Genomic DNA, 11,982 nt, shown 5'->3' on the forward strand with positions numbered 1-11,982 from the left:
CACGTCCAAACTTGCCCTCGGACGGGCTGCAGGCAGGCCGGACCACCGACATCCGCTACACGGCCACCGGCGACATCCACCAGACCGGCACCGGCCCCCTGCTCCAGGCGGTCGCCGGCTCCCTCTTCGCCGCGGCCACCGCCACGGGAGGCATCGCCGTCCTGCTGCTCGCCTTCCGGCGGGTGAACCCCGCGCAGACCGACCGGCGGGGCCCGGCGCGGCAAGTGGGCGCCTTCCTCGTCCAGTTGCCGGTGCGGACGCCTGCTGCACGGCAATGGGCCATGTCCGGTCCGGGCTTCGCGCGCGGGCGGCTGCCGACACGCACCACCGGCACGATGCAGAGGCAGCAACCGCGGGGTCGGGGCGGGGTCCGGCCCCCTTCCTGACCGCACCGAAAGGTGTCCGGCTCGGGTCGAAGTTCCCGCGGAACGAGGAGAACGAGGAGTAAGCAGCATGGCCAAGGGATGTAAAGGATATCTGGTCGGCACCTACCGATCGGTGCGCGACCCGGAAAAGCTCGCCGCGTACGGGGAGTTGGCCAAGCCCGCGCTGGAGGCGGCCGGCGGCTGGATTCTGGCCCGGGGCGGCCGGGTGACCGCGTTCGAGTCGGGCCTGCCCGAGCGCACGGTCCTGGTCGAGTTCCCCAGCTACGATGCCGCGGTCGCGGCCTACTGAGAACTCGCGCGGATAGGCGTGGGCTTACGGGCATCGCCTCGGACGGTTGTCCCAGCGATGGGTAGTCCAGGATCGTCGGATCAGGCTGCGGACGGTGATGATCGTGTCCGCGAGGTCGAAGAAGGCGTCGATCACGACGGCGCGGCGTTCGTAGCAGCGGGAAAGACGGTGGAAGGCGTTCTGCCAGGCGTGGGTGCGCTCGACGTGCCACCGCTGGCTTGACTGAATCGGGGCTTTCTCGCCCTTGTGCGCTATCCGACCGTGCAGCCCGCGTTCGTCGAGCAGGGCGCGGGTCTTGTGCGAGTCGTACCCAGCGTCCAGGTGCACCGTGATGTAGTCGGGCAGCGGCCCGAGTTCCGCGAGGTGGTCCAGGGTCGGGGCCAGCAGCGGAGAGTCGTGACAGTTCGCCCCGGCCAGAACGCGGCCGAGCGGGATTCCGTAGCCGTCTGTCATGCCGGAGCGTTTCAGGCCCTGTTTTCCCCGGTCGACCGGGGAACGCCCGGCGACCTCGCCGCCGCCGGGTGCCTTGGTGAGGGAGCCATCGATGGCGATCTGATCCAGCATCAGGCCGATGATGCGGTCGTAGGAGTCGAGCGCGATCCGCTTCAACTGGCTGAAGATGCCCAGGCGGATCCACTCATCGCGACGGCTGCGGATGGTGCTGGCCGAGCAGGTCGTGTCAGCGATCGCCTCGTAGGGGCAGCCGAACCGCAGCAACTGCAGAAGCTTGTCAAACACGATCCGGTCACTGATGCGCGGACGGTGGCAGCGCAGAGGATGGGCCGGGTGGTGGAGCGGCCGCTGGGGCAGCAGCGCCGAGAACTGGGCCCACAGCGGTTCGGTCAGCCATGACGGAAGAACAGGCACAGGTCTCCCCGATGATCGCAGAGCGTCGCGCAGAAGCCGGCAGCAGCGGTCGTCTCGACTGCCTGCGTCCGACGCCCTTCCCGAGAACGTCGCCGCATCGTGGTCGCACTCCAGAGTTGACCATCCCACCCCAGTGCTGTCATCATCGATGACAGCACTGATGATTTCGAAGGTGGGGCGGACATGGCTGTGGGCAAGGGCCGGGCGGTGCGGTTGTCGCCGGAGCTGATCGTGGAGGCGGCCGTGCGGATCGCGGCGCGGGCGGAACCGGACGGGCTGACCGGACGGGCTCTGGGGGAGGAACTGGGCGTGGACCGGTCGGCGGTGTGGCGGCATTTCGCGGACCGGGACGCGCTGCTGCTGGCGGTGGGTGACCGGCTGCTGGCAATGGCCGTGGAGCGTGTGCCCGACGGCCTGGGGCCGCGGGAGGTGCTGCAGGAGCTGGCCCGCTCCCTGGTGGAGGTCTTTGAGGCCCACCCGTACGTCGGTGCGGCCGTCGCGTGCCGGACCACCCGCGGCCCGGGCGAGTTCGCTGCGATGGAGACGATGCTCGCGGCGCTGGAGGAGATCGGTCTGGACGAGGGCAGTGTGGCCCGGTACCAACGGATGCTCGCCGATACCGTGTTGGCGTATGCGGGCATGCGTGCCGGGTATGCCGCGCTCCCGCAGGAGGTGCGCGCCGCCGACGAGCATGCCTGGGCCGGGGCGTACGCCACCATCTCCCCCGAGCGCTATCCGGCCATCACCACGCACCTGCCCCAACTGGCAGCGCAGGACGACGAGGCCGTCTTCCAGACGCTGATGGAGGCGTTCTGGCTGGCCGTCGACGCAACCGCCCGCACCACTCCCAAGGACGACGCCGATGTCTGACCATCGCCCTGCTGTGGAAGCCGCCGACGAGGCTGACGAGGCTGTCGACACGAGCCAGAAAGCCCCCCAGGACAGCGGTCCCGAACCGGCAGCCAGCTGCCCGTCCGCTTCCGCTGCCGGTCCCACCACCCGGGCCGTGGAGCCGACCGACCGCACCGTGGCCGCCTCGCGTTCGGCAAAGCCGCGGACACGGCGCGCACTTCGGCGCACCCTCATCGCACTGCCGGTGGCGCTTGGCGTGCTGGTGGCCGGCTCCTACACGGCCACCGCGCTGCTCGACATCCCCTCCCCACCCACGCTGGTCCAACTGCTGACCACCGAGCCCTCGCGACAGGGCGGCCTGTTCGCCACCCGCACCATCCCCGCCTCCGCCACGCCGGCACACCTGCCCGTCCACGACGAGTCGCTTCCTGCGACCGTGCCATGGAAGGGCGAGCGGGTGCCGGTCGAGCAGTTCCTGACGACCACCCACACCAACGCCTTCCTCGTCCTCAGGAACGGCCGACTGACCCACGAGTGGTACCGCAACGGGGTGGGCTCCACCACCCGCCTGTCCTCCTGGTCGGCCGCCAAGTCGGTGGTGTCCCTGCTCGCCGGGCAAGCCATCGAACAGGGCAAACTCCGCGAAGACGACCGGCTGGTCGACATCCTGCCCCAGCTGAAGACCGGCGGAGCCTACGACGCCATCACCGTGCGCGACCTGCTGGACATGACCTCGGGCGTGGACGTCCCGGAGAACTACAACGAGTACTACCCGCTGACCGGCACCGCCCGGATGTACCTCACCCGGGACCTGCCCGCCTTCGCACACGACCATCGCAACCTGCAGTTCCCGCCCGGCAGCCAAGGCGCCTACCGCAGCATCGACACCGAACTCCTCGGACAGGCCCTGGCCAAGACCCAAGGCCGACCGCTGGCCGACCTCCTGGCGGACAACATCTGGGCACCGATGGGAGCACAGGACAACGCCACCTGGAACCTCGACCACGACAACGGCCACGAGAAGGCGTACTGCTGCATCAACGCCACCCCCCGCGACTACGCCAAACTCGGCCAACTCGTCCTCAACAACGGCCGCGCCCAGGGCAAACAGATCATCCCCTGGCATGGATCAAGCGCATCGCCACCCCAGCACCCCACAAAGTCGACGGCTGGGGCTACTCCGCCCAGTGGTGGCATCCGCCCGGCGGCAACGGCAAGGACTACTCCGCCCTCGGCGTGTACGGGCAATACATCTACGTCGACCCCGTAAGCAGGACCGTCGTGGTCAAACTCAGCGACTACGGGGACCAGCAAGACGAACAGGAGACCTTCGACGCCCTGCGCGCCATCGCCCAGACCGGCTGACCTGCGCCTGCCGTGCCGTCACGGGCACCCCCACACCTATCTGCGCGAGCTCTTAAGCGAGGACTACCAGCAGGCCGTCGCGGTGCTGGACGACGGTGCCGACCGCGATGTACGGGTCGTGGCGGGGCTTGACTGAGCGCCCCGACACCCGTGTGGTCCCCGCCGGCAACGGCGGGGACCCTGCACGAGATCCATCCCCTGAATCGTCGAACGGTCAAGGCGACGCGTCGAGTTCCCATCCCCATCCCCATCCCCATCCCCATCCCCATCCCCATCCCCATCCCCATCCTCACTCCGCCCGTCCTGGTCCGCGTGTTGCTGCGAGCACATCGACCGCTTCGGTATAGCGCCGGAGGCACCTACTTCTTCTGCGGCGAAGGCGGTGAGGAACGGCCTGTCCTGTACGCGGATTCCGAAGGAGGAGCGGCGCTGGTCGCGATCGGCCTGCCCGAACTCCCGCGGCTCCTGCTGATCGCCCCGTGGTGGCGCGACTGCCAGACGTTCACCGCCGAGGAAAGCCGTGGCCTCGCGGCCGAGTACCTGGAGGACATGCCGGACCTCTTCGCCGGACGGGACCGTGCCACCGCGGCCCTGGGCCTTGAACTCCCCACGGAAGAAGGCGCCTTGGCCCGCTTGCGGGAGGTAGCTCTCGGGGCGCTTGCGATGGGTCGCTTCAGGGCGGTGTGGGCGGGTGGGCCCCAGGTGGGTTTGCCGCCGGGGCGGTCGTGGATACCGGCCTCTCCGATGAGGACGCCGCGGAGGGCTTGCGATATCGCCCAGCCGCGGGCGCGGCGCAGTGTCGTGACGGCCGGGCCGGTTGGCGGGCGTCATGGAAGCGGCCGGCGGCGCCCTCCGGTAGCAGCACCCAGGAGGCGGCGAGGTCGCGGGCTGGATCGCCTGCGCAGAGGTCGCCGAAGTCGATGACGCTGCAGAAGGTGCCGTCCGCGGCTTCCGGGGAGTGGGGATGCTCGTCGCTCCGGAGCCCCCTCTCGGTATCGAACAGGTGCGCCCCCAGACGGTGGACACGGTTGCGGTCCGAGGCCGGAATGCAGAAGGCTCCCATCCTTCGGGTGACGTGGCGTTAATATGCACGGCGCGGAGGAATGCCTTTCATCGAATCCACTCCGCCTCGGGGCGCTCTGATCACGACTTCACGCGTGTCATGGGTGCACACCGACGCGGCCCGCTATCGGAAAGAGAGAAAGGGGCTACCATGCGGCGCCATCTCCGCATCATGACCGTCTCCGCCATGCTCACCCTGCTGACCTTCGGCCTGGCCGCGCCGGCCCAGGCCGCGGTTTCGAGCGGCAAACCCCCGCTCACGGCCGTCCTTACCAGCGTTCCCGTTGTCAGCGACCTCCTGGGGCTCGACGACTGAACGGCCGGGGGCGGTTGAGGAGATCGCCTCCGAACGCGGCATGTTGCGACACGTTCCGACACGGCGCACGTGTTGTGCAGGGTGTCCGTGACGGCACCAGACGGCTCTGGTGGCGTGCGTCGGTCGGAATGGGGAGTTGATCGCCAGGGCGAAGTCCTGCTTCCTGGAGCCCTACGTCGTCCCAGAGGGGACGTCTTCGCCGACTGTCCGCGAGCTTGTGACGCCGACCCGAGGCGACACCGCCGACAGTCTGGCGTGGGCAGGTCTTGTAGGCGCACCGCGCAACGAGTGCTCCACTTGCGAGGCACGACACGATGGCCTCGGACCTCCCCGCCACCGCCACCGCCACCGCCACCGCCGAGATTTCCGCACAGGCCGCCCAGGTTCTGAGAAGGGTCGCGCTCGACGAGGAGCTGAAGGCGCGCGTTCCGCAAGACCCGGTCCTGGGCCCACTGGTCCGCAAGGTCGCCGGGCGCTACGTGGCAGGCGAAACGCTGACCGACGCGCTGGACCACGCCAAGCGCATCCGCGGCACCGGTCATCGCACGACCGTCGACTACATGGGCGAAAGCTGCCGCGCCCCGCAGCGGGCCACCGAGGCGACCGAGGTGTTCCTCGACGCCGCCGGACTCCTTGCGCCCGGCTGCTCGCTCTCTCTCGACCTGTCCCGCATCGGCCTGGTCGTCGATGAGGAACTCGCCCCGGCCAACGCCACCCGCATCGCGCACGCCACGGCCGAGACCAACCGGGAAATGATCATCTCGGCCGAGGGCTCCGACCGCCCCGACTCCGTACTGGCCCTGCACCGCTCCCTGTGCCGTCGGTTCGACCACGTCGGCGTCACCATCCAGGCGCGTCTGCACCGCACCTCCGACGATCTTCAGCAACTCCTCGCCCTCCCCGGCCGCATCCGCCTGGTCAAGGGCTCGGCCCGCACCGTCCCGTCCCCCGTCCCACCGGCCGACCAGTGGCGATGCCCCGTACCCCGGCAACCGCTCCGCCAGCAGCTCCAGGTGGCCCTGGAGGCAGTGCGCACGCTGGTGGGCACGCAGCCGAGATCGGCGGCACACGCCGACGGGGAGTCGAAGGCGAGGAGGAACCCGGCCCCTCGTCCCCCGACTCCCCCTGCGTGACCAGGAGTTCGGCAGGGCTACCTGGCGCGAATCCTGAACGGCAACGTCCGGTAGAAGAACGACGTGTCGCCGGTACCCACCGACACACCCGCTTCGACGTCGGCCGCGGGAGCGCCTCCCGCGACCGCCAGACGCAACCGGTAGACGGCGGTGGCGCCGGGTGCCAGCGGCGACCTGGCGGTCGGGGTGAGCTCGGCGCTCATGCCCGGGTCGCAGCCGCCGGGCACCAACGGCACGCGCTGCCACCCGTGGCCGGGCACGTACTGCTGCAGCACCAGGTCCTTGGGGGCCACGGCACGGCCGCCGCTCTGACCGTAGGCGAAGTACCCGGCGTTGAGCGCCGGATAGGCCCGCTTGGTGGTGTTCCTGACCGTGAGCTCGAACTCCTTCGCCGCACCGCCGCGCACCAGGCCGGTACCGCTCGGCCAGCCCGTGACCGTGGTGGCGGGCCGGTCGACGACGGCGCTCCGCGTGGGCGCGCGGTAGGTACGGCCGTGGCGGTCGACGACCGAAGCGGCCACGGCCAGGCGGCCGGGACGGTCGATGGCCTGGACCCGGAGAGCCACCGTGGCGGGGCGGCCCGGGCTCGCCGCCACCGAGACGGGGAAGGAGAACCTTCCCTTGTCCGGCCGCTCGGTGCCGACCCGTTGGACGTCCAGGTCGACCCAGCGGTGACTCTTCTCGTCGTAACGCTGCATCAGCAGAGAATCGGCGATGAAGCCCTGTGTGGTGACGTCCAGGCGGACGGTGCCCTTGGAGACCGGGGTCCGCAGGGTGACGTTCGAGGACGACCAGAGGCCGATCGGCGCCTCGGGAGCGAGGCTGTACGACAGCTTCTGCGCCGCACTTCCGGTGACGGCCGTGGCCGGACTACCGGTGAAGCCCGTGTCCGGGGCCGTTTCCGTCCCCGCCGCGGCGTTCGACCGCGCCGCCGCAGCGCCGGGTGCCGTCGCTGCGGCACCGCAGTTCGGCACGGACGACCGTGCCCCCGCAGTCGCCGCGGGGACCGCCTGCCCCGGAGCCGCCGCCCCGATCACCAAGGCCAGTCCCGCGACCACCGCTGCCGCGGAGCCGGCCGTCGCCTGCCGCGCACTCACAGGCTGTTGCGCCCTACGTGTCATACTGCCCCCACTTCGTACCGGACGCACCGGTGTGCGTCTCTGCGAATGAGGAGTCGACTCTCCAGTACAGGGTTCCCGCAAGCTCCCGAATTGACGCATTTCAATGGGAAACGATGCGGGGCGGGGTCGGCAGCGTGATCCCGATCGGGACTGTGGGGCCATGTGAAGTCCGCATAGGCAAGGTGGGTTGGTCGTCCCGCAGTGGTGGGGCGAGCTGCCGCAGCCCAGCCTCTCGGCAGACCACTCAGATCAGCGGGGTGATCTGCTCCTCGATGCCGAGCAGGGCACGACCGTAGATCTCGGCCGCGATGGCGGGATTGATCATCGCGTGCCGGCTGCCGGTCCCCAGATCCCGCCAGATGCGCTGCAACGGGTTTCCGTCGGCGAAGCCCCTGGCCCCCTGCACGGTCAGCAGGATCTCCAGCGCCTCCCGTGAACGGCGGACGAGGGTGGCGACGTCCATGCGCACCCGGGCCCGGTCGGGCAGGGGCATGCACCGGCCGCTCGCCGCCCAGTTGTCCACGTCGTCGGCCGCACGCATCAGGTGCAGGGTGGCGGTGTCGATCAGTTGAGCGGCCTCTGCGAGCTGCGTCTGAGTCGCGGGCGCCTCGCGGGCTTCCTCGTAGAGGGTGTGCGAAATACCGCGCCCCTCGGCGAGGGAGGCCAGCACCAGTTCCAGTCCGCCGCGGGCGAGGCCCAGCAGCGGGCCGGCGAGCGACAGGGCGAGCGTGGGGACGAACGCGGCGCGGTACAGGGCCTCGTCGGTGAACTCGGTCGGATACTCGCCGCGCCTCGCCTTGGTCACCGACAGGATGCGGTGCGCGGGGACAAAGACGCCTTCGGCGACAAGGGTGTTGCTGCCGGTGCCACACATCCCGGCCACATGCCAGCTGTCCTCGATCGTCAGCCGGTCCATCGGGACCAGTGCCAGCCCTTGGTCCAGCTGCTCGCCGGACGCGCCGGTCACCGGCGTACCGAGCAGTGCCCATCCGGCATGGAGGCAGCCGGACACGAAGCGCCACCGTCCGGAGATGATCTGCCCCCCGTCGGCTGCCTTGCTCGTGCCTTGGGGAGGAAGGGCGGAACAGGCGCGGGCGCGGGGATCGGCTTCGTAGACCTCACGCTGCGTGCGTTCGGGATAGAGGCCGATGAGCCAGCCGGAGACGTTGGTCAAGCTGGTGATCCAGGCAGTGGATCCGCAACCGCGGCCGAGTTCCGAACTCACCTCGACGAGGGTGCGGATACTTGCCTGGGGGCCGCCGAGCCTCTCGGGCCTCGTGATGCCGAACAGGCCGGCCTCATCGAGCGCGGCGATGTTCTCCTCGGCGACCCGCCGGTCCTGCTCGGTGCGGGCGGCATTGCGCCGGAGCAACTCGACCAGCCCGGCGGCCCGTTCGGGTAACCCGGCCCACTCCTTGTTCGCCACCGGCCCCGTGCCGGTCGTCGGCCCGGTGGCCCGGTCCCTCGCGCTTGCCGTCATGGGGGCTCCCTCCACACTCGGGTACCCCGTTCACAGATGGGGAGCACCCTGACGTGCCCCATGAAAGCATCACCAACCGCCGAACGATGGCAGAACGATGTGGGCCGCGCCCTCTCCCTCCGCACGGCATGCTCCGGCCACCCTGCCGGTGGCGGTCGAAGCGGCCGTAGCGGTCGCGGATCGCCCTGTTGACGATGCTGCCGCCCCAGTACGTGAGCCGATGCACGTACAGGGTGAAGTGGTGCCCCTCCCACGGGTGGTCGGGCAATTCCCGGCCCCAGAAGAACTCGGCCATTCCGTAGTCGCGCCACATGCTGTGGTCGTCAAGGGAGTTCTCGGCGAAGTCGGCGCCCAGAATCGCGGTGACCTGGTCGGGACTGTCCGCCGGCTTGGCGCCGAGCACCGTTCCGGACGCGACCGTGTCCACGGAGAACGCGAGCCACCGGGTCAGCTCGATCCCGAACGCGCACGATGCCCGGCCGTCTGCCCGGGGCGCAGCGGGTCGAACCGGACGTCGCGCCACAGGGCGCGGAGCCCGGTCGTGTCGTCGCCGACCAGGTGGTCGCCGGGTACCGCCCAGGACTTGACCGGGGTGGCGGCGGCGGTGACCGCCGGCCAGCCCGGGTCACCGGTGGCCACGAAGCCGGTCCAGGAGCGGAGCATGCGGCGGGACAGGGCGCGGTCGTGGTCGTCGGGGGCACCGCCGATGAGGAAGTCGGCGCCGACGGCGTCCAGGTTGCCGAAGGCGAAGGGGATGTCCGCGGTGTGCCAGGGCCTGGCCTCTCCGCGCCTGCGGGCGAAGCGGGCCAGGTACGCCCGGCCGCCGGCCCTCGCGTGGTGCTCGGCGAGGCGGGTGGTGTACTCGCCGAACTTCGCGTCGCCGGAGATCGCGAGGTAGCGGTCCAGTACCGGAGCGTCAGGCAGCAACGCGCGGTAGCCGTCCACCAGGTGGGCCGGGAGGCGCAGGGCCTCGGCGAAGTCCGCCAGTTCCGCCTCGGTGGTCACCTCCCGCACGGCTCCCACGGCGTGGAGGAACCAGTATTCCTCCAACGCGTGGCACACCAGCAGGTCCACCTCCCGCGCCGTCCCGGAGGCGAGCATGCGGAGTGGGTCGGCGGGCAGCACCGCGCCGTCGACGACGGGTTGGAAGACCACCGGGTCAAAGGCGTGGACCGCCGCCGCGGGGTCGGTCCCGCAGCGGGCGGCGGTTCTGTCGGAGGCGGCCACCAGCGCCTCGGGCGACACGGACAGCAGTCCCTCCGCCGTCGGGGCAACCCCCGCCTCCGCCGCGATCCGCTCCGTGACCGCCGCTGCCAGCTCGACTGTGAAGAAGACACCGGGCACGCTGTGGGCAACGGCCCGCCGGAACAGTCCCCGTGTCTGCTCCATGCCCATCAGGCAGACCACCGAGGCTCCTCCGGAGGACTGCCCGGCGACGGTGACGTTCCCGGGGTCGCCGCCGAAGGCCGCGATGTTCTCCCGGACCCAGCACAGCGCGGCGACCTGGTCCAGCAGCCCGCGGTTGTCGGGAAAGCCGGGCGCATGCCCGAAGCCCTCGAAGCCCACCCGGTAGTTGCAGCTGACCACGACCAACCCGGCGCGGGCCAGGGTCGTCCCGTCGAAGTCGGGCTGGGCGGAGGAGCCGAACGTGTTGGCGCCGCCGTGTATCCAGAAGAACACCGGCAGCGCGCCGCCGTCCGCACGCTCCGGCACCCACACGTTGACGGTGAGGACGTCCTCGTCCCCGGGATGCCACGCAGGCGCTCCGGGCAGCTCCGCCGACTGCGGGGCGATGGGGCCGAAGGCCGTGCAGTCCCGGACCCCGTCCCAGGCAGGAGCCGGTTGCGGCTCCCGGAACCGGCGGGCGCCGAACGGCGCGGCCGCGTACGGGATACCGAGGACGGCGGTGACGCCGTCGCCGGCCCCTCTGCCCCGCACCCGGCCACCGGCCGTCCGAAAGGCTGCTTCGACACCGCATGGTTGCTCACTCATCGCGCGTCAGTCTCGCTCATCAACGGGCGCCCGCACGACCGGTTTTGGGCTCGACGTCCCCCGGCGATCAGCGCACCAGGAGTTCTGCCGGTCCTTGCGTGCGCAGCCCCGCTTCCAGACGGTGCAGTTGCTCCACCGCGGAAGCCACCGTCTCACTGCCCGCCGACCTCACGACGCCGTGTCGGGTGAGGGCTCAGGACCTCGATGACGCGAGCGTCTCGGAACACCCTGGACAGCGGCCCGAGAACAGTCCTGACGGCTCTCCCTCGGTGCCCTTGCCCACCCACGAAGTGCGGCCCGCGTACACGACCCGCCGCCGCCCCGACGCACGGTAGTTCGTGGAGTCGTCGGGATGAATCGTGATGGCGAGCCTGGCCCACGGTTACGCATTCCCCATCGCCGTGGAACAGCCGTACCTCCCCCGGCATCCGCTCAACCGCCAACGCGTCGAAGTGATCCCCGACTGAACCGGAGGACCGCCGGGCTGCAGGTGGGGAGTTCAGTCGCCCAGTGGCGAGCCGGTCGCAGGTCCAGCTGTCCGAACTCCGGGCGGAAAAGGCGGAACGGCCCGTCAGCGCGCGCCTCCAGGCACTCCTGATGAGGGACCGGCCCTCGTGGGTCATCTGCTCCGCTGGTCAGACGAAGTAGAGGCGTTCGAGTTCGTCGCTGTCGGCGGACCTGGTGTAGAGGGTGCCGCCTTCTTGCGTGACCTTCTCCAGGTAGGCGTAGATCTGCAGGGCCCGGTTGATGGTGTCGGTCTTGGTGTCACCGGTCAGCTTGACGGCCTGGTCCAGCGCCGCGGCGGCCTTCGGGGCGAGGTTGACGGTGATGCGAGTCGGGCCGGCGCTCTGCCACTCCTGGGCAGCGGCTCCCTTACGCGAGGTGGGCATCTGACGGCTTCCCCTTCGTCTGGTCCATCCGCGGTCTGACCTGACCAGACCTCTACCCCATCCAAGATGCCCGATCGTCCATACGCTGTCAAGCAATCGTATGGATGATACGCACATGATGCACGCACAAGACGTGCTTCGCGGTCGAACACCGACCGATTCCGTCACCAGTGCGTGGGTGCTGAGTAACAGTCACGTAAGGGCGGAGAAAGTAAAGTTGATGCACCTC

12 protein-coding genes and 1 pseudogene are annotated in these 11,982 nt (G+C 70.1%); 7 read left to right on the forward strand and 6 right to left on the reverse strand.

The features are described from left to right. Positions 1 to 11: 11 nt before the first annotated feature. Positions 12 to 386 carry a hypothetical protein gene (locus tag GR130_RS24375; protein ID WP_159506684.1) on the forward strand — a complete coding sequence of 125 codons (375 nt, stop codon included), beginning with the start codon at positions 12 to 14 and terminating at the stop codon, positions 384 to 386. 67 nt (positions 387 to 453) lie between these two features. Next, a complete protein-coding gene (locus GR130_RS24380) occupies positions 454 to 675 on the forward strand; it encodes a DUF1330 domain-containing protein (RefSeq protein WP_159506685.1) in 222 nt (73 codons plus the stop codon). 24 nt (positions 676 to 699) lie between these two features. Here GR130_RS24380 and GR130_RS24385 read toward each other — a convergent pair whose 3' ends face one another. Then, positions 700 to 1,542 carry an IS5 family transposase gene (locus GR130_RS24385; protein ID WP_159506686.1) on the reverse strand — a complete coding sequence of 281 codons (843 nt, stop codon included), beginning with the start codon at positions 1,540 to 1,542 and terminating at the stop codon, positions 700 to 702. 183 nt (positions 1,543 to 1,725) lie between these two features. Here GR130_RS24385 and GR130_RS24390 point away from each other — a divergent pair, with 183 nt between their 5' ends. The 3 genes from GR130_RS24390 to GR130_RS41420 are packed head-to-tail and all read left to right on the forward strand — an operon-like array spanning position 1,726 to position 3,759. Then, complete coding sequence (locus GR130_RS24390; protein WP_159506687.1) at positions 1,726 to 2,412, forward strand: TetR/AcrR family transcriptional regulator; 687 nt, start codon at positions 1,726 to 1,728, stop codon at positions 2,410 to 2,412. After that, a complete protein-coding gene (locus tag GR130_RS24395) occupies positions 2,405 to 3,664 on the forward strand; it encodes a serine hydrolase domain-containing protein (protein ID WP_201304978.1) in 1,260 nt (419 codons plus the stop codon). The genes GR130_RS24390 and GR130_RS24395 overlap by 8 nt, the downstream gene beginning before the upstream one ends. Next, a complete protein-coding gene (locus GR130_RS41420) occupies positions 3,631 to 3,759 on the forward strand; it encodes a hypothetical protein (protein ID WP_268977938.1) in 129 nt (42 codons plus the stop codon). The genes GR130_RS24395 and GR130_RS41420 overlap by 34 nt, the downstream gene beginning before the upstream one ends. A gap of 647 nt (positions 3,760 to 4,406) precedes the next feature. Here the strand turns inward: GR130_RS41420 and GR130_RS40910 are convergent. Beyond that, a pseudogene (locus tag GR130_RS40910) lies at positions 4,407 to 4,741 on the reverse strand (phosphotransferase); the annotation flags it as partial. A gap of 231 nt (positions 4,742 to 4,972) precedes the next feature. On the opposite strand from GR130_RS40910, the gene GR130_RS24400 reads away from it, so the two are divergent. Together GR130_RS24400 and GR130_RS24405 are read left to right on the forward strand one after the other, a co-directional pair. Beyond that, positions 4,973 to 5,137, forward strand: coding sequence for a hypothetical protein (locus tag GR130_RS24400; protein ID WP_159506688.1), 165 nt, complete (start codon positions 4,973 to 4,975; stop codon positions 5,135 to 5,137). A gap of 314 nt (positions 5,138 to 5,451) precedes the next feature. Then, complete coding sequence (locus GR130_RS24405; RefSeq protein WP_201304979.1) at positions 5,452 to 6,270, forward strand: proline dehydrogenase family protein; 819 nt, start codon at positions 5,452 to 5,454, stop codon at positions 6,268 to 6,270. Between the two features lie 17 nt (positions 6,271 to 6,287). On the opposite strand, the gene GR130_RS24410 is transcribed toward GR130_RS24405, so the two are convergent. From GR130_RS24410 to GR130_RS24425, 4 genes are all read right to left on the reverse strand, one after another. Beyond that, entirely contained in the window at positions 6,288 to 7,367 is a 1,080-nt protein-coding gene (locus GR130_RS24410) for a hypothetical protein (protein WP_159506689.1), read from the reverse strand. A 268-nt stretch (positions 7,368 to 7,635) separates the two neighbouring features. Continuing rightward, complete coding sequence (locus GR130_RS24415) at positions 7,636 to 8,871, reverse strand: acyl-CoA dehydrogenase family protein (RefSeq protein ID WP_159506690.1); 1,236 nt, start codon at positions 8,869 to 8,871, stop codon at positions 7,636 to 7,638. Between the two features lie 447 nt (positions 8,872 to 9,318). Further along, positions 9,319 to 10,863, reverse strand: a complete 1,545-nt coding sequence (locus GR130_RS24420) for a carboxylesterase/lipase family protein (RefSeq protein WP_159506691.1) — start codon at positions 10,861 to 10,863, stop codon at positions 9,319 to 9,321. Positions 10,864 to 11,498: 635 nt separating this feature from the next. Beyond that, a complete protein-coding gene (locus tag GR130_RS24425; RefSeq protein WP_159506692.1) occupies positions 11,499 to 11,753 on the reverse strand; it encodes a hypothetical protein in 255 nt (84 codons plus the stop codon). Positions 11,754 to 11,982: the final 229 nt, after the last annotated feature.

It is taken from the genome of Streptomyces sp. GS7 (assembly GCF_009834125.1).
In the GTDB taxonomy this organism is placed as follows: Bacteria; Actinomycetota; Actinomycetes; order Streptomycetales; family Streptomycetaceae; genus Streptomyces.

Excerpts from the sequence above, each read along its gene's own strand:
- GR130_RS24395 (WP_201304978.1), top strand. The coding sequence starts at position 2,405 with ATGTCTGACCATCGCCCTGCTGTGGAAGCCGCCGACGAGGCTGACGAG.
- GR130_RS24415 (WP_159506690.1), bottom strand. The coding sequence starts at position 8,871 with ATGACGGCAAGCGCGAGGGACCGGGCCACCGGGCCGACGACCGGCACG.
- GR130_RS24390 (WP_159506687.1), top strand. The coding sequence starts at position 1,726 with ATGGCTGTGGGCAAGGGCCGGGCGGTGCGGTTGTCGCCGGAGCTGATC.
- GR130_RS24420 (WP_159506691.1), bottom strand. The coding sequence starts at position 10,863 with ATGAGTGAGCAACCATGCGGTGTCGAAGCAGCCTTTCGGACGGCCGGT.
- GR130_RS24380 (WP_159506685.1), top strand. The coding sequence starts at position 454 with ATGGCCAAGGGATGTAAAGGATATCTGGTCGGCACCTACCGATCGGTG.
- GR130_RS24425 (WP_159506692.1), bottom strand. The coding sequence starts at position 11,753 with ATGCCCACCTCGCGTAAGGGAGCCGCTGCCCAGGAGTGGCAGAGCGCC.
- GR130_RS24405 (WP_201304979.1), top strand. The coding sequence starts at position 5,452 with ATGGCCTCGGACCTCCCCGCCACCGCCACCGCCACCGCCACCGCCGAG.
- GR130_RS24400 (WP_159506688.1), top strand. The coding sequence starts at position 4,973 with ATGCGGCGCCATCTCCGCATCATGACCGTCTCCGCCATGCTCACCCTG.